This is a genomic window from Caballeronia udeis (assembly GCF_001544555.2).
Lineage (GTDB): Bacteria > Pseudomonadota > Gammaproteobacteria > Burkholderiales > Burkholderiaceae > Caballeronia > Caballeronia udeis.
On the sequence record NZ_FCOK02000123.1, the window covers coordinates 1 to 16,933 of the forward strand.

General features: G+C 58.0%; 15 protein-coding genes. 1 reads left to right on the top strand and 14 read right to left on the bottom strand.

Annotated features, from left to right (window positions below; translation table 11 throughout):
- Positions 1-37: 37 nt before the first annotated feature.
- The 6 genes from AWB69_RS50095 to AWB69_RS42960 all read right to left on the bottom strand — a co-directional run bounded on the left by AWB69_RS50095 (position 38) and on the right by AWB69_RS42960 (position 6,658).
- Positions 38-487, bottom strand: coding sequence for a DDE-type integrase/transposase/recombinase (locus AWB69_RS50095; protein WP_407923088.1), 450 nt, complete (start codon positions 485-487; stop codon positions 38-40).
- 552 nt (positions 488-1,039) lie between these two features.
- A complete protein-coding gene (locus AWB69_RS42940) occupies positions 1,040-2,125 on the bottom strand; it encodes a porin (protein WP_231937434.1) in 1,086 nt (361 codons plus the stop codon).
- A gap of 94 nt (positions 2,126-2,219) precedes the next feature.
- On the bottom strand, positions 2,220-3,470 hold the full coding sequence (locus AWB69_RS42945; RefSeq protein WP_062092845.1) for an MFS transporter: 1,251 nt from the start codon (positions 3,468-3,470) through the stop codon (positions 2,220-2,222).
- 99 nt (positions 3,471-3,569) lie between these two features.
- Positions 3,570-4,535, bottom strand: a complete 966-nt coding sequence (locus tag AWB69_RS42950; protein WP_062092856.1) for a PDR/VanB family oxidoreductase — start codon at positions 4,533-4,535, stop codon at positions 3,570-3,572.
- A gap of 11 nt (positions 4,536-4,546) precedes the next feature.
- Positions 4,547-5,326: an SDR family NAD(P)-dependent oxidoreductase gene (locus tag AWB69_RS42955; RefSeq protein WP_062092846.1), complete on the bottom strand. Its 780-nt coding sequence runs from the start codon at positions 5,324-5,326 to the stop codon at positions 4,547-4,549.
- 60 nt (positions 5,327-5,386) lie between these two features.
- Positions 5,387-6,658, bottom strand: a complete 1,272-nt coding sequence (locus AWB69_RS42960; protein WP_062092847.1) for an aromatic ring-hydroxylating dioxygenase subunit alpha — start codon at positions 6,656-6,658, stop codon at positions 5,387-5,389.
- A gap of 146 nt (positions 6,659-6,804) precedes the next feature.
- Between AWB69_RS42960 and AWB69_RS42965 the strand changes: the two genes are divergently transcribed.
- Positions 6,805-7,563: an IclR family transcriptional regulator gene (locus tag AWB69_RS42965; RefSeq protein WP_062092848.1), complete on the top strand. Its 759-nt coding sequence runs from the start codon at positions 6,805-6,807 to the stop codon at positions 7,561-7,563.
- A gap of 479 nt (positions 7,564-8,042) precedes the next feature.
- Here the strand turns inward: AWB69_RS42965 and AWB69_RS42970 are convergent, their stop codons facing one another.
- The 8 genes from AWB69_RS42970 to AWB69_RS43005 form a co-directional block, all read right to left on the bottom strand.
- Positions 8,043-8,639 carry a glutathione S-transferase family protein gene (locus AWB69_RS42970; protein ID WP_062092849.1) on the bottom strand — a complete coding sequence of 199 codons (597 nt, stop codon included), beginning with the start codon at positions 8,637-8,639 and terminating at the stop codon, positions 8,043-8,045.
- An 85-nt stretch (positions 8,640-8,724) separates the two neighbouring features.
- Entirely contained in the window at positions 8,725-9,831 is a 1,107-nt protein-coding gene (locus tag AWB69_RS42975; protein ID WP_062092850.1) for an S-(hydroxymethyl)glutathione dehydrogenase/class III alcohol dehydrogenase, read from the bottom strand.
- Between the two features lie 24 nt (positions 9,832-9,855).
- A complete protein-coding gene (locus tag AWB69_RS42980) occupies positions 9,856-10,578 on the bottom strand; it encodes an enoyl-CoA hydratase/isomerase family protein (protein WP_062092851.1) in 723 nt (240 codons plus the stop codon).
- Positions 10,575-11,744 carry a CaiB/BaiF CoA transferase family protein gene (locus AWB69_RS42985; protein ID WP_062092857.1) on the bottom strand — a complete coding sequence of 390 codons (1,170 nt, stop codon included), beginning with the start codon at positions 11,742-11,744 and terminating at the stop codon, positions 10,575-10,577. The genes AWB69_RS42980 and AWB69_RS42985 overlap by 4 nt, the downstream gene beginning before the upstream one ends.
- 29 nt (positions 11,745-11,773) lie before the next feature.
- A complete protein-coding gene (locus AWB69_RS42990) occupies positions 11,774-13,216 on the bottom strand; it encodes a short-chain fatty acid transporter (RefSeq protein WP_231937435.1) in 1,443 nt (480 codons plus the stop codon).
- Between the two features lie 161 nt (positions 13,217-13,377).
- Positions 13,378-14,493, bottom strand: a complete 1,116-nt coding sequence (locus AWB69_RS42995) for an aromatic ring-hydroxylating dioxygenase subunit alpha (protein WP_062092852.1) — start codon at positions 14,491-14,493, stop codon at positions 13,378-13,380.
- A 67-nt stretch (positions 14,494-14,560) separates the two neighbouring features.
- Positions 14,561-15,577, bottom strand: a complete 1,017-nt coding sequence (locus AWB69_RS43000) for a PDR/VanB family oxidoreductase (protein WP_062092853.1) — start codon at positions 15,575-15,577, stop codon at positions 14,561-14,563.
- 181 nt (positions 15,578-15,758) lie between these two features.
- Entirely contained in the window at positions 15,759-16,646 is an 888-nt protein-coding gene (locus tag AWB69_RS43005) for a LysR family transcriptional regulator (protein WP_062092854.1), read from the bottom strand.
- Between the last annotated feature and the right edge of the window lie 287 nt (positions 16,647-16,933).

The window sequence follows — 16,933 nt, forward strand, 5'->3', positions numbered from 1 at the left end:
GGGTACTACGTTGCGGAGCACTATATGCAATGGAACCTTATGGGTACCTTAACGCTCGGGCTGCCGTGTCGAACCCGCCAAAGCGGGGGCTCTGCGCTGCGATATGGCGAGCATGATCGTTGCCTGCGAGCGCTGGATACCATCGCTCGAAGCATGATCGCAGTTGCTCATTCAGGACGGCAGTCCTCACCTGGAGAAGGCCATGCGCATGAGCCGGTCGCCACCCCATTTGCTGCCGCTTCACAAAGCGCTTGCTGACCACCTGTTTGACCGCCGACTCGACGAAGCTCGACGTGATCGGCTCGCCATGACGGTAGCGATCCCCGTAGTTCACGATAAAGCGCTGGTTGCGTATGAGCTGCCTCGCCGCGTGCCGGTCGAGCCGGCTTCGCACCAGCACGTCGAGCGCCGCGCCATGTTGGTCCACCGCACGCCACAGCCAGTGCTTCCTGCCGTTGATCGTGACCACCACTTCTCCCGGTGCCACTTGTCGCCGCGCGCCAGGCGGTGGACCGGATACGCCGTGCAATGCCCGGCCCGAACTTCACCGACCAGCGCCGCACGGTCTCATAGGTGAGTTCAATGCCACGGACGGACAGTAACTCCTCGACCATGCGCAGGCTCAGCGGGAAACCGTAGTACAGCCGTTCCGCGTAGCTGATCACATCAGGTGGAAACCGGTAGCCGGAATAGAAAATGGTGTAGGTGGCCGGCGCGCGCTGCGGCAAAGTGGTTCGTGTCATGCCCAGGATTGTCGCCGCATCTCCCTCAACTTGCCAACAACGTGACAACACCGTCGGAAGAGCGACGTTGGCTACCGACGAGTCGAGGTGGCCCAAAAATAAGCCCAGCAAGACCGACAATACCGCCCATTAGTTGGCGCCGAACGATTCGTCGTCGAGCGCCGTCTGTGCGATCCGCTGCATGCGATTGCTTCCCCGCGCTCCATTTTCAGTGATGGCCTATCTTGAACGCGGACACGCGTTAGCGACACCGGCCCTAACCCGCAGCCCGCGTAGTCCAGCCGAGCGCGCACAACTCAGAAAGCATGCGCGATTCCGACTACCACCGCGAGCTGGTTGGCGCCGGTCGCGACCGGGGTGGTCGACCCTGTCGCACTCAAGGCAGACTTCGCGCTGTTGATGACGTACGTGACATCCGTGTATAGCGTGGTGCGCTTGGACAACAGATAGTCTGCGTTGACGCCAGAGCTGATGGCATGCGCCGAGACCGTCCGAAATGCGTGATAGTAAGAACCAGCCGAAACTTGAAACGATGGTGTTACCTTATAGCGAAGGCCTCCGAACGCCATAGTCTGCGGCGGTGACGCAGCGAACGTAGCGGCAATGTCGTTCAGAAGGAGTTCGTAACCAGCGTACAGGGTCGCATTGCCGAAAATCCACGAACCGCCCACGAGATAGCGCCGCTCGCTGTCGCCAGACGAGGCAACACTCGTCCCTTGACGTTGCTCATAAACGAAGCTCAGATTAAATGGACCTTGGCGATACCGGCCACCGATATCAAATTGCTTTCCAACCCGGAACTCTCCCGGCACCTGGGCACCATTCGCAATCGTCGAATCGTAGCCAAAACTGTAGAGCACGTTCAGTTCGAACGGACCGGTGTGCCCCAGATATTCGAGCGCGTTATCGGCCCGTCCAACAAACTGCGCATCTTGGGCCGACAAGCCATAGCTGGAGTAGTTGAGAGGGTCGAGCGCCAGGAAGAAGCGATACATAGGCGTCATCTGCCGGCCAGCCATTACGGCACCGAACTTATTGCTCTCCAGACCAACGAACGCTTGGCGGCCGAACAACCGTCCTCCCTGCTGCAGGGTACCGTTATTCATCGCGAAGCCCGATTCGAGCGTGAATATCGAGCGAAGACCCGCCCCGAGGTCTTCCTTGCCAGTGAAACCCCAACGAGAATTTATGCGATTGCCGGTGTTGACACGAAACAGGTTCCCGGATCCCTGCTCGGATGCGTGGGTGACATACTCGACGCCAGAGTCAAGAATGCCGTAGAGCGTTACTGATGACTGAGCGTGAGCTGCAATAGTTGTCGACGAACATATCGTAGCGGCGAGCACTGTCCTCAACAGTCGCATACCATGATTCGATTCCAAGCTAGTCTCCTTATTGTGAGTAGTTGTACTAACATAATATTCACGCGATGCGTGTCGACCATTTTTCGTTTCGTATCCGAACTTGCTGGCCGAATTAGACCTGTGCGATGCGTTTGCTCACGAACAACATCGCTATCAGACCGATGACGGGCCCGATGGCGAGCGTAAGCACGGCAAGCACGATGGAATGTGTCCCGCCATAGACGTGTCCGACAGCCAGAGGAGACACAGCGCTACCCATTTGCCAAATGGCGTTTGTCCAACCAGCGCTCGCTCCAGCCAGACGTTTTCCGGAAGCGTCGCTCACCTGTGCCATAAGCACCGGCAGGTAACCATATGAGAACGCGCCCAGAACCGGAGCGACCATATAAAACTGCGCGACCGTCGAGCACGTTCCGAACACCACAAGAGTGATGGCAAACGCGACCAGAACCAAAATGGACATGAGCCGACGCGAGATTCCCGGCAGGTCGGAAATCCAGCCGAGCGTAGGTTTCGCAATGACCGCGCCGATGCCGAAAGACGCGATAATAGACCCCGCCACGACGGGAGAAATGCCGTATTGCCGTGTCATCAGCACATTTCCCCATGCGCCGAAGCCAACAGTCGCCCAGAGACCGCCGCAACCAGCAATGGAAAGAAATATCAGATTGCGATTGCGCAAGAGACTAAGCATCTCTTTCGCACTGTTGCGGGCCGGAGCTCGTTCGCCAATCGGGCGATTCTTGAGAAACAGAAGAGAGACTATGCCCCAGGCGAACGTGGCAATGCCGAGCATGCGAAACGCGCTGGCCCAGCCGTACTGCGCGGAAATAGTAGGCACGATTGCATTGGCGAGGACCACGGCAAGCGATGTCGCCGTGGTGTAAATGCCCATCGCTCGACCGCGGTCTCGCGTGAACCACGCAGGAATCACCTTCATTCCGGCTGAATAGTCAGCTCCGGCTGCGAAGCCCATTGCCAGTTGAATCAGAATGCCCACCGCCAACGAGGTCGTCTCGCCGAAGAAGAACGTGCAGACACCCAGCGGAAGCAAGGCGAGCGTCATCATGGCTCGACCGCCGAGAAAATCGGTCAGCATGCCTCCGAGAATGTTTGCAACCACATATCCCGCATAGAAGGCCGTAACAAAGGCACCTAGTAGCGACACCTTGATACCGAGCGATGCGCCAACAGGCGCTGCTACCGTGCTCCACGCGACGCGGTCGACGTAACTGAGAAGAAATGCTGCCCACACAATGAACAGAGCAACCCAGCGGTAGGGGCTCGCCGCCGTTTCACCGACGCTTGACGCGGTCCAGTCCGCGCCCGATGCGTCACTCGATGACGTCAGGTTTTTTCCCACGACTCCTCCATGCAGGGCGTGCGTACGCCGCCCTTATTCTTCTTCGGTTTTGACATCCGGCGCTTAAGGCGCGCCGGCGGGTGATGCCGGGTTGCGGCGTTACAGGTCCAGCACAAGTCGCTTAGACTTCGCGCGCGAGCAGCAAGGTAGAAACTGATCGTTACGCGACTGCTCTTGCGGAGATAGAAACAGGTCTCGATGCTCCGGCTCGCCGTCGAGGACGCGCGTGAGGCAGGTCCCACAAATGCCCTGCTCGCACGAAACGGGCACATCAACTCCAGCGTCCGCTAGCGCCTGCGTCACCGTGCGGTCTGCGCGGATGGTCACGGTCTTTCCAGTGCGTGCAAGGCATACTTCAAAGCTGCAATCGGCCGACGTGTCGACGGTGGGAGCCGAGAAGAACTCGTAATGCACCCGACTCTCTGGCCACCCGCTTGCACTCGCTGCATCAAGCACCGCGTTCATGAAGCCTTGCGGCCCGCAGACGTAGAGATGCGTGTCCGGGGCTGCGTCTTTGAGCAGCGCATCAACACGAAAGCGTTGGTGCTCATCCTCGTCGTCGAAGTGACAGTGAACGCGCTCATTCCAAGACGCGCCCGCGAGCCGCTCGAGGAAAGCCGCACGCGAACGCGAGCGTGCACAGTAGTGCAGTTCAAAATCTTTACCGGTACGGTCGAGGTGATGTGCCATGCAAAGCAACGGAGTGAGCCCGATACCCCCGGCCAACATCAGGTGCTTCGCAGGAACGGACGCGAGCGCGAAGTGATTGCGAGGCATACTGACGCTCAGTTCGTCCCCTTCTTTAACTGCATCGTGCAAGCCTGCCGAACCACCTCGCGACTGCTCTTCGCGTAACACGGCGATTTGATAACGCGAGCGCTCGTGGGGCGCGCTGCAAAGCGAATACTGCCGCACGTGTCCGGTTGGCAAGTGGACATCGATGTGTGAGCCAGCATCGAACGCGGGCAAATCACGACCGTCTAAACTTGCGAATTCAAAACTGACGATGCCGTCAGCCTCGATATTGCGCCGCGCAACTCGCACCATCATTGTGGAATTCTTCATGGCTACCACCGTCACATAATCGACAGGCCACCGTCTACCATCAGCGTGGTGCCGGTGATAAACGATGCCTCATCGCTCGCAAGCCATAGAATCGGCCATGCGACCTCCTCAGGAGACGCCCAACGTTCTAACAACGACGTGTCTTGCCTCTGCGTTTTGAGCACCTCTACACTTTTTCCAGCAGCCTGTGCACGATTGACGTGGAAATCAGTCAGCGTCGAGCCTGGGCATATTGCGTTGGCACGCACACCGTGTGCAGCCTCCTCGAAGGCAAGCGTGCGAGTCATAGCGAGCATGCCGGCCTTGGTTGCATCGTAGAGGCCCATGCCCTTGCGGCCGGTGACTGCGTAACAGGACGATACGTTGACGATGCTTGCCGAGCCCGCCGCACGTAACAACGGCAAAGCAGCCCTGCAGTAGTTCGAGGCGCCCACCAGATTCACTGAAACCATGCTTTGCCATTCTTCCGGCGTCGCATCGGCAAGCGTGCTGTAGTTACGCATCGCGGCATTGTTGACGAGCATGTCAAGCCGGCCGAACACGCGCTCGGCAAGCTCGACCGCCGCAACAGCTTGGTCGGCGTTCGCTACGTCTGCGACAAACGTTTGAATCCTTGCTGCAGCATCCCGGGTGAGCAAGTCGTCTGCGACGTGCGCGAGAGCTTGTGGATTTGTGTCGACGAGGACGACGGCAGCGCCTTCCTCACAGAACAAACGTGCGGTGGATGCTCCAATGCCGCCTCCGCCGCCCGTAATCAGCGCGACTCTGTCTCTTAGTCTTGAACCTTGCATCTCACGCCGGCGCGGTGCCGGCCTCCTTATACAGAGATGAATAATGAGTGATGATCTCGCTCAGATGGAGTAGATCGGCTGTCCCTTCCCATCCAAGAGATGGATGACAGCCCACTCTTGCGGTTTCTGGTCACGCGGGAGCAAGGCGCCGGCCGCGCGCACGCGCTGCTGGTCTGCATCGATTGCGGGCGGGTCGGTGTCAACCTGCAAAGCGGTAGCTGCTTCATAGAGCATGCGTCGAGCCATTACGATGGCGCGGTCCGTTGGCAACAGCTTCTCCTTACTGTGGTCCTGAATGGGACCCATGCTTTCCTGTAGCGACGCATCCTGCATTGCGAAGCCGAAGACGCCTGAATATGCGCGCTTGTCCTTTTGGGCCTGACGGTCAATCAGATAGTCGTTGTCCTTGTTTGCCCTTGGACGGAACGTGCCCGGCTCGTATTCGCAGTGAATGCCCTTACCCGCGTTCAGGTCGTTCATCTCCTCCTCGGACAATGGACGGTCCGGACGAAAGTTGATACTCCAAGCCCAGCAGGTGTGATCGTCAATCGGCACCCAGACGTGACCTGCTAGTGAATGGTCGCCAAACGGCGGGATGAGCGTGTACCACGGGAAGAGGTACTGCGTGATTCGCCAGTAGTAAGAATCCGGCTCGCCATTGCGACGCCCGAAGAGCGTGAGACCGAACGGCTGCTTCTCGATTTCGAAGATGACGTTCCCATCCGCCTTGATGTAATCGAGCGCTTTGGTGCCTTGGTGCATCGGGTCTTCGTCGACTTCGTAGCGGTGCACGTACGAGACGTGGCTCGTGTCGATGCCGCCTTCCATAGCCTGCAAATAGTTGGACTCTTGCAGACGTTTGGAAACGAATACGTGGTCCGCCGGCAAATTGCACCATTCGAGGTCCGGCGGTGTCGGTTGCTTATCTTTGGGCCCCATGTAAGCCCAGACAATGCCGGCGCGCTCGATACAAGGGTATGCCGTGATGCTCATGTGGTTGCACGCTTGCGGCGCGGACGGCACCTCGACGCAGTTTCCATTTCGGTCGAATTTGAGGCCGTGATACGAGCAGCGGATGCCGTTCTCCTCGTTGCGCCCGAAATAGAGCGACACACCGCGATGCGAACAGAACTCGTCAATCAGCGCCGCATTGCCGTCCGAATCCCGAAACGCCAGCAACTTTTCTCCGAGGATTTGCACGCGCACTGGCGGGCAATCTGGTTCCGCAATTTCGCTCACCAGCAGAATAGGCACCCAGTAGCGCCGCATCAGGTTACCCATTGCTGTGCCGGGACCTGTGCGCACGAGCGTTTCCGACATGTTCTTGTCCATGCTCCAACTCCAAATCGTATGTAAGTTTGTCCGTCTGATGAGACTGTGTTCTCATTGTACGGACACGAAATTTGAAGTCAAGCATCTACGGTTAGGTAGTTTCTCTACAATGGCGCAGACGGCATCGCCCAAGGGGACAGCGGAACATGGAAGAAAAAAAGGCGCACGAGAGCGTTCGTGCGGTTGAGCGAGCTTTAGAAATACTTTTGGCGTTCAGACCGGGAGACGAATCTCTAACCGCCGCTGAGTTGCTTGGGAGAGTGAACCTGAGCCGTCCGACGTTGTATCGGCTGCTAAATACATTGGAGCAGGCCGGGTTCCTCGCATCGTCAGGTGAACCGCAGCGGTTCCACTTGGGAAGCTCGGTAGCTCAATTAGCCCACGTCTGGCTGAGCGAACACAGAATCGCCGAGCTGGCGCACCCTGTGCTGCGTGACCTTTGGGAGGCGACATCCGAGACCGTGGCTCTGTTTGTTCCAGACGATACGTATCGACTTTGCGTGGCGGAACTGGAGAGCCATCAGCCGCTTAGTTTTCGACGCGGTGTCGGATACCGTGAAAAGCTTGTGCGCGGCGCCAGCGGCCGCACCATTCTTTCGCAGATGCGACTCACACCCGACGAATTAACGCGTTATCTCGTCGACCCTACCCAGGACGTGTCGGCGTTGATTCACGACATCGAACAAATCCGTTCAAAAGGGTTCGGTACGAGTCACCACGAATTGATTGATGGCGCGGTCGCCGTGGCCGCGCCTTTCTTCAACGGGGCCAATCAAGTCGCAGGTTCGCTATGCATCTTTGGTCCGAGCGTCCGGGTCACTGAGCAGCGGGTCGAGCAGTTCGCAGAGTTGCTAAAGCGTGCAACCGTCGCTCTATCTCGGCTTCTCGGTCAGCAAGTGTCCTGAGAACTTGGGGCTATGGGCCCACACGGACACCCTTCATTGCTCAGTACAAACCTAAAGGCAATGTAGGCGACATTTTGATGACAGGGTCCGCCCTTACCACGAGCACCAGTTGGCAGCGTAGCCGTCTCTGCGATCACATTTGCAAATGCGATAAACAGGATAAGCGATACCACGCTGGATTTCCCGAAGGTTAACTAGTCGAGAAAGGTGCCGCTGCCGGCAAACGTCAAGGTGAGGTATGCCGACTGACAACGGGGCGCTTGAAGTCGTGTGGACGCTAAGCTGCCATCGCCCTAAGCGCCAAAACCCAGCCAAACGGTCGCACCGCTTGCGATCAAATTACGACGTCATGCAGTTTCTTGAGTTAGTCGCCGCCAGTAAGCTGACGCGTTGTGCGGGGCCGGCAACCAGCGCACCGGATACCCCCTAACGCACCCCCACGACCCTCCTGCGGCGGCTTCAGCACTCAAGTATCGTTGTCAAATACCTGGCATCGTGATGAAACCAGGCAGCGCTTTCATGCGCTTGATCCAGCTTCGCAGGTTGGGATACTGATTTAGATCAATGCCACCTTCCCCGGCGAGCGCCGTGTAGGGAAAACATGCGATATCCGCTATGGTCGGGTGACCTAGTTCGAGCCATTCGCGTGTCGCGAGGTGTTCGTTCATGATTGTGAACACGCGATGTGCGCCCGTCTGCAATTTTTCCAGGTCGAGCGGGTAGTTAAGTATCTTGACGAGACGCGCACCGGCTGCGTTCATCACTTCGCCGCCGCCAGTCGAAAGCCACTGGACGATCTTTCCCATCGACGCAGCATCGTCCGGAAACCACTGGTTACTCCGGTCGTATTTCTTCGCGAGATACACCAGGATCGCCTGAGCGTCGCGCAGACGCAATTCGTCATCCTCAAAAATCGGAACTTCACCGAACGGATTAAGGGACGTGTATTTGTCGGTCTTATGCTCCTTGTTCACGAAGTCCACGATTTGAGCTTCGTGTTGCAGCTCGAGCAGGCTCATAAACAGGCGGATTTTGTAGCAGCTTCCGGACAATTCGAAGTCGTATAATTTGATCATGACGGGTCCTTTTAAATGGATGTTGTTTCATATCGCATCACGAAATCGATCGTGAGTAATGTGTCAGGTGATTCTCGATGAACGACTAGTACAACACCACCGAGCGGATCGATTCGCCCTTTTTCATCAGGTCGAAGCCTTCGTTGATGCGTTCGAGCGGCAGCGTGTGCGTGATCAGGTCGTCGATGTTGATCTTGCCTTCCATGTACCAGTCGACAATCTTCGGCACATCGGTGCGTCCACGTGCGCCACCGAACGCCGAGCCCTTCCACTGACGGCCCGTGACCAACTGGAACGGCCGCGTGCTGATCTCCTCACCCGCGGCCGCCACGCCGATGATGAACGACTGCCCCCAGCCCTTGTGCGTGCATTCCAGCGCCTGGCGCATCACCTTCGTGTTGCCGATACATTCGAACGAATAGTCAGCGCCGCCATCGGTCAACTGCACGATGTGATCGACGACATTCGGCACTTCGTTCGGGTTGATGAAGTGCGTCATGCCGAACTTCTTCGCCAGCTCGACGCGTCCCGGATTGATATCGACGCCAATGATCTTGTCGGCGCCCACCATCTTCGCGCCCTGAATCACGTTCAAGCCGATACCGCCCAGCCCGAATACCACCACATTCGCTCCGGCCTCGACTTTCGCCGAATACACGACCGCGCCGACACCTGTCGTCACACCGCAGCCGATGTAGCAGATCTTGTCGAAGGGCGCATCTTCACGCACCTCTGCGACCGCGATTTCCGGCACGACGATGTAGTTCGAGAACGTCGACGTACCCATGTAATGGAACAGCGGCTTCTGGTCGATGGAAAAGCGCGACGTGGCATCCGGCATCAAGCCACGGCCCTGCGTCGAACGGATCGCCTGGCAAAGATTGGTCTTGCGCGACAGGCAGAACTTGCACTGGCGACATTCCGGCGTGTAGAGCGGAATGACGTGATCGTCCTTCCTCACCGTGCCCACGCCCGGGCCGACATCGACCACAATACCCGCGCCTTCATGCCCAAGAATTGCCGGGAAGATGCCTTCCGGATCAGCGCCCGAGAGTGTGTAGTAGTCGGTATGGCAAATGCCGGTTGCTTTCACTTCGATCAGCACTTCACCGGCACGCGGACCTTCCAGATCGACTTCCTCGATCGTCAACGGTGCCCCTGCTTTCCATGCGATTGCTGCTTTGGTTCTCATTCTTCTTCCTTGAGTATTGAACCGCTAACGTTCGCTCATATAGTTTAGGATTCGCGCCTTAAGCCCGGGACGGGAACCTGAGCGGACGAGGTCCGCGAGATCCTGATCGGCGCGCTCTTTGTCGAAGACACGGTAGAGATGGTGTTGCGTGTCGCGATCGAGCAGTGTCGCAATACGCAGCGCGTCGGCGACTGCCTCGGGCCGCTCGTCGGTCTCGACGAGTTTGGTGACCAATCCGAGATTGAGAGCTTCCGGCGCATTCATCTGTTTGGTTTGTTCGAGAATCTCCCGCGCTTTCGCGTAGCCCACCAGGTCACCAAAACGTCGCGTGCCCAAAATAAGACCGAACCGTAAGCCGGGCATCCGGAAACCGGCGTCGGCCGCGCTATAGCGGTGCCGGCACACCGCAAAGAGGTCGACTCCCGCGCCGAAGTTGCGGCCGTGCGCCATTGCAACGGTAAGGCAAGGTGACGATGCTACGAGATGGAGCAGCGTCTCGATCCTCACCAGTCGCAACAGCAGATCGGCGTCTGTCTGCCTGTCCAGCTCACCCTGATCGAATCCGGCGCAGAAATTTCTGCCGTCACCCTGAAACACAAGCAACCTCGCGCCGCTCGCATGAGCGTCCGTTACGCCTTGAAGGAGCGCTTCAACCAGTTCTGCGTTAAGCGCATTCATCTTGTCGGGTCGATTTAGCGTGAACGTCCAGCATTCAGCGTCTCGCGCGACTTCGAGTACGTCAGTCATTGTTTCTCCTCGACCTGCCGCGCGTTGATGGCCGCGATGATCTCTTCAGTATGTTCACCGAGTGCAGGGGGTGCACGGCGTATCGGCAAACCATGTCCAGACAGCTTGATCGGGGACCCGAACGTGCGTGTCTCCACGCCGTTCGGCAGAGTTAGAGCTTGCACCCACTGCATGTGTTCGACCTGCGGGTCGGCAAGCACGTCTGAGTACTTGTTGATAGGTGCGCACGGCACGCCGGCCGCGCGGAATCGTTCCAGCCAGGACGGCGCCTCGCCGAAAGCAAAATCCGCTTCGAGCATCTGACGCAATTCATCCTGATGTCGCGCACGCTGACTCGGTGAGGCAAAGCGATGGTCTTCCAACCAGTCCGGATGTTCAAGGACCTTGCACACCGCCGCCCAAAGCGCGTTATTCCCGGCCGCCATGCCGAAATGACCATCGCGACATCGAAACACCTGGTACGGGGCATTGCGCGGATGAGCGGACCCCATCTTCACCGGGTCGTGCCCGCTGCCGAAGTATTCGGACGTCTGCAATGCGGCGATGCCGAGCGTTGCGCCGAGCATCGAGATATCAATATGCGAACCATGCCCCGACTGCGTGACCCGTCGCAATTCGGCTACGATCGAAAAGGCGGCATACAGGCCGGCAGAGAAGTCGGCCAGTGGGACGCCGCACTTGACGGGCGCGCCACCCGCTTCGCCGGTGATGCTCATGATGCCGCTCATCGCCTGCATCGTCAGATCGAAGCCGCCCTCCTGGGAGCGCGGACCGGTCTGGCCATAAGCGGAAATCGAGCAATACAGCAGCCGCGCGTTGATGTCGTTGAACGCGGTATAACCGAGGCCGAGCCGATCCATTACGCCAGGACGATTGTTTTCAATCAGCACATCCGCATCGGCAATCAATGCCTTTGCAAGCCGGACGTCGTTCGCGTCCTTCAAATTCAGAGCGACGGAGCGTTTGTTCCGATTTAGCGACGCGAAATTCTCGCTAAAGCCTTCGCTGATCGGGGGCCATGCGCGCAGTGAATCGCCGCCTTCCGGATGCTCGATTTTGACAAGATCTGCGCCCATATCGGCAAGCAACATTCCGCAAAAAGGCCCTGCAGCGACATTGCATATTTCGATGACCCGAACGCCTGCGAGCGCGAGTTCATTTTTCATTGCTTTTCCCATGAGAGTTCGATCGACGGCTACGCGCCGGAAAAGACGGGTACGACGAACAGATAGATGAAACCGACGAAAGTCCCGGCAGTCAGGAAGATCACCAACGTGAAGCCGAGCACGCGCTGCACGCCGACGCCCGCAATCGCAACCACTGGAATCGCCCAGAACGGTTGAAGCAGGCTGCCGGCCATTTCTCCGGCGGCGATCGCCATCGACGTGCCGGGCAACGAAGCGCCAAGATGCATGGCAGCAGGAATCGTGAAAGGACCTTGCACCGCCCAGTGTCCACCACCGCTCGGAATGAACAGTGTGATCAGGCCAGATGCGAGGTAGCTGAGGAACGGCAGCGTCGTGGCCGACGCGACACGGATGTAGGCACTGGCGACCACCTCTGCGAGGCCGGTCGCAGCCATGATTCCCATTATGCCGCCGTAGAACGGGTACTGCAGCAGCATCGGACCGGTTACCTTCGCAGCTTCGGTCACTGCGCCAACATAGCGACGTGGACTGCCGTGCAGGCACAGCCCGGCAAGCAGGAAAATAAAGATCACCGTGTCGATGTCGAGGCTGATGCCGTGGCGCATCCATTCGATCGTGAGATACGCGGCGCCCGCGACGACGAAGACCAGCGCACAGATACGCGACTCTTCGAGCGCGCCTGCGAACGATCGCCGACGCGGCGACTCGTCAGGAACAGGCGCGCCATCGGCGGCTTCGAGTGCGTCCTGTTTGGCCGCGATCATGTCGCTTTCCGCAGGCCGCATAAGGATGAAGATCACCGGGATCAGCACCATCGCGGCGAGGCCAGTTAGCAGGTTCCACGTTGAAAACACCGTATGCGACAACGGCACGACCATGTGCGTGTGCTGTTCGACCAGGTTAAGCGGATTGCCCGGCGAGGCGATCGACAATGCAATCGAGCTCGACATGCCGGTGAAAGCCCATAGCACCCACGAGCTATACCCGGCCGCGACGAGCCACGCAAAGTCTACGCGCACATGTTTGGCTACTTCCTTCGACAACATCGCGCCGACGACGAGTCCAAAGCCCCAGTTGAGAAACGTCGCTATCGCGCCGACCGTAAACACCAGCACGACTGCTGAACAGGGTCCGACTGCGAGCCGGCTGACACTTCGCAGACCACCCTTGATGACCGGTGCGCTGGCAAGCGCGTATCCGGTAACGAGCACGAGAACCATCTGGAACGCGAAGGTGAATATCCCGAATATGCCCTTGTACCAGCCTCCGAGAATAACCTCGGGTGTTCCCTTAGGGGCAACCGCAACGGCACACAGCGCGGTAAGCACCGTCAGCAGAATGACGATCACAAACGGATCTGGCATCAGCCGTTCGAACAGGTAGACGCACGACGCGACGGCACGCTGCATCAACGACTTTCCGCCCGGTAGGCTCGTGGACGGCGGTTGAGGCGCGACGACGAGCGGCGCGGAGGTTTCATGAGTTTTCACGGTTTGTCTCCAGGCATTGAGCCGAGTGCTTATGATGTGCCGGACATGTACGCTGACGTTGCGGGTGCGGGCTCCCGCAACGCTGCATAAGAGACGCTGTCAGCGTGCGTGCAGCAAGTTGATGTGATTACGTGCAACGGATGACGTCATACACACCTTCTTCACGTGGTCGCTGGCTCCCTGGCTGCGGGTGCCGGATCGGCGGCCGCGATCTGCAACTCGCGTTCTTTACGCTGCAAACCCATCAGGATTTGGCGCGCGCGTCTCAATGCCTTGTCGGTCTTAAGGAAGAGCTCGGAATAACCGTCGTCGGGAAACTCCATCATCTTTTGCTGACGCTCGAGTGCCCATTGGTCCTGCGCGACCACTTCCGGAAACATCTCCGCGACGCGCTGTGCAGTGGGCATCGTCGGATCGCTGAGTGTTCTATGCCAGTTCTTGCACGACACCGACCAGCGCCAGACCAGATTGCGTTCGTCGACCGGCATGTGAAGATGCAGCAATGTGTAGCCGCGCTCTTTGTCGGTGCCCAGGTCGCCGGGAGGCGCGACACGCATCACCACGCGCGTGAGACCAGGCGTAACCATGCAGTGCGTATGAATGCGTTCAACGGTGTCGTAAAGAAACCATTCCTTGAGGTAAGGCGGCTGCTGATAGCTGTCGACATGTCGCGTCGTCTTCACGTAGATGTAGCCTTCGCTCTCGCCTTCTTCCAGCTCGACCGGGATCTTGCTGTTTTCCTTATCTCCGATATTGCCGTCATGCAGCGGATAGAAATGTGTGATGTCGAGCAGATTTTCGATCAGCAATAGATAGTTCGCTGGAACGTGCAGTGGCACCGGTGAACCGATGGACAGATTGCCTTCGTCTATGATCTCGGGCGTGCGCGGCGGTGCCACGCGCTGTGCGGCCGCCGGATTGCCGGGCCACACCCATACCACCCCGTCCTGCTCCCGGACCGGAATGACACTAAGCCGCGCCTGCGGCGGAATGGCCTTGTCCGGCTGGGAAGGGATCGCAATGCATTTGCCGGTCGTGTCGTAGCAAAGGCCGTGATATGCGCATTCAAGACGTCCGCCGTCCAGCAGCTTGCTTTGCGACAACGGAAATCGTTTGTGGCAGCAGCGATCGTCGAACGCAACCACTTCGCCCCTGTCGGAGCGCCACATCACTACGGGCCGCCCGACGATCTTGTGCCCCTGCAATTCGCCCTCGGCAAACTCGGACGAAAACCCGATCGGATACCAGCAATCCTTTACGAATTCGAATGTGCTCATGGTGACACCGTCTCCAGTTAGTTTTAGAAGGCGCACAACGGCGCCTTGAGGCAATTCGGTAATACAACTAAAGGTCCAGAACCAATGAAGCGCTTTTAGCGCGGCTGCAGCAGATCATGACGAATTCTTCGCGATCCTCTTTATCAAGCACCGAATCTCGATGTAGCGGGTCCCCTGACAGATAGCGAGTCATGCACGCGCCGCAATAACCCTCCCGGCAGGACGTTTCAACTTCGACGCCATGCAGCTTCAGGGCATCGACGATCGTCTCGCCCGGATGAACGGTGAAGCATTTCTTTGAGCGCGCCAGTTCGATTGCGAACGGTTTCTCTGGATCGTCGGCAGCCGTTCGTACCGGCGAGCCGGACGCGGAGAAACGCTCGCAATGGCGCGTGCCGCGGGGCCAATGCGCGCTTGCGGCTTCAACCGCGTCCATCAGTCCTGAAGGGCCGCAGTAGTAAAGATGCGTGCCGTCTGCGTGGCTTTGCAGCGTTGCCTTCAGATCAAGCCCGTTGCGAACGTCGCCGTTGTCGTAGTGAATCGACGTGACACCGCTGTCAACGAACGCACGCAGTTCGCGTGTAAAAGCTGTTCGATGTGGGACTCGCGCGCAATAGTAGAGATGAAACGATTCGCCTTTTCGCACCACCTCGGTGATCATCGACATGATCGGTGTGATGCCGATGCCGCCAGCTATGAAGACATGCATGCTTGCTGCGGTGGCGAGTGGGAAATGGTTGCGAGGCGTCGAAATGGTCACGGTTCGACCGGCACGAAGCACATCATGCATGGCCACCGATCCGCCTCGGCCGAGCGGGTCGCGCAACACTGCGACCACGTAGCGATGGCGTTCCGTGGACGCATTGCACAGCGAATACTGGCGTATCGATCCGTCAGGCAATTGAACGTCGATATGCGAACCGGGCGTGAACGACGGCAACGTGCCGCCCTCGACGTTGACGAACTCGAATGCGTTGATGTCGTCCGCAAGGTACGACACCGACTGCACACGCACCGTCAATTTTACTGGTGCAACAAGATCCTGGCGCACGAGTGGGGCCCCGTGCAGTACGACCGCATTCATGTCTTCCTCCAAGTACAGCGCTGGATGGCAACTTTCGTCCCGCAGGCCCTGCTGGCCTGGGTGCTGTTGCTTTAGAGAAAGAGTAGATGCGTCGACCTATAAGAACAAACGAGTAATTTGCGCATACAAGCATCAAATTTCTTGAACTGGTTTGACGCGACGCAGCATGCGTTCGATGCTTTTAATGTCTGTCGAAAGTGCTGACTTCACGAGCGAGTTCTGCAACGGTTCTCGCGAGTGAATACGAATGCCCTGGTGGAAACACAGCGACGAACTGCACGGGTCCCAGTGCCGGGCGAACCTTGACGATGTTGAGCGTTCCCCGTGTAACCTCCTCCGCGTAGCTGCTGATTGGCAAGTAGGCCACGCCCATACCCGCGATGGTCATCGAGGCGGCAACAGCAACGCTCTTGCAGCGCGCGAGATAACGGCACCGTACATGTTCGTTCTGAAACCAGTCCTCGATAGCCGAGTAGTGAAATGATTTGGCCTTCATTCCGATGATCGGATAGGCCGCGAGCTCGGATGGACCATAGACGCGGTCTTCAATGGCTAAAGCGGGACTCGCCATCCACTCGAAGGTGACAGTGCCAAGAGACACCGTCGATAAATCCTGGGTGCGTGAATGGCCTGGCGCTAGCACCAGTTCCAGTTCGGCGTGATGCAAGCTTTCCATCAGTTCGGCCGTCAATGCCTCTTCGATTTCGAGGCGAATGTTTGGATAGCGCGCGGCGATCGTCCGGATCAAATCGGGCAACCAGGTGGTGGTGATCACTTCGGCGACGCCGAACCGCACCGTGCCGGACACCGATTCGGGTGCCGCGATTCTATGTTCAAGTTCGGTCGACAAGTCGAGTATACGACTCGCGTACTCCATCAGATCTCGGCCTTTCGGCGTGAGACGCGCAGTCCTGTGCGTGCGATCGAACAGATCCACACCCAGCGTGCGTTCGAGTTCGCGCACTCGCATCGATACTGCGGACTGCGTCGCATAGAGGCGCTCAGCGGCCGCCGAAAAGCTGCCCAGCGTCACCGTCCAGAAGAAAGTCTCCAGTTGTTGCAGTGTCACATTACCTCCGCATTCTTAGTATCGACGAAGTTAGGCCAGAATTTTTCCGGTCAGTCTACGCAGTCGAGCAGAATTTGTATGTGGTGGAAAGTTCGGGGAGGCCGGTTATCGTAGACCGCAATAAAGTTGTGACCGATTCCGAATAAAAAAGTCGATCCGCGTAAGCGGCGCCAAAAGACCGTTCAAAATCATGGATTTACGCGTAGCGCATTAAAAGTGTCATCCATTGAAAGGCCTAGATCAAGAGATAAAACGCCTCTCTCAGGCTTTAGCCTGCTTAGCCGAAA

Coding starts and splice junctions, on each gene's coding strand:
- AWB69_RS42955 (WP_062092846.1), bottom strand. CDS start 5,326: ATGCAAGGTTCAAGACTAAGAGACAGAGTCGCGCTGATTACGGGCGGC.
- AWB69_RS42950 (WP_062092856.1), bottom strand. CDS start 4,535: ATGAAGAATTCCACAATGATGGTGCGAGTTGCGCGGCGCAATATCGAG.
- AWB69_RS42965 (WP_062092848.1), top strand. CDS start 6,805: ATGGAAGAAAAAAAGGCGCACGAGAGCGTTCGTGCGGTTGAGCGAGCT.
- AWB69_RS42975 (WP_062092850.1), bottom strand. CDS start 9,831: ATGAGAACCAAAGCAGCAATCGCATGGAAAGCAGGGGCACCGTTGACG.
- AWB69_RS42995 (WP_062092852.1), bottom strand. CDS start 14,493: ATGAGCACATTCGAATTCGTAAAGGATTGCTGGTATCCGATCGGGTTT.
- AWB69_RS42970 (WP_062092849.1), bottom strand. CDS start 8,639: ATGATCAAATTATACGACTTCGAATTGTCCGGAAGCTGCTACAAAATC.
- AWB69_RS42980 (WP_062092851.1), bottom strand. CDS start 10,578: ATGACTGACGTACTCGAAGTCGCGCGAGACGCTGAATGCTGGACGTTC.
- AWB69_RS43000 (WP_062092853.1), bottom strand. CDS start 15,577: ATGAATGCGGTCGTACTGCACGGGGCCCCACTCGTGCGCCAGGATCTT.
- AWB69_RS42960 (WP_062092847.1), bottom strand. CDS start 6,658: ATGGACAAGAACATGTCGGAAACGCTCGTGCGCACAGGTCCCGGCACA.
- AWB69_RS42985 (WP_062092857.1), bottom strand. CDS start 11,744: ATGAAAAATGAACTCGCGCTCGCAGGCGTTCGGGTCATCGAAATATGC.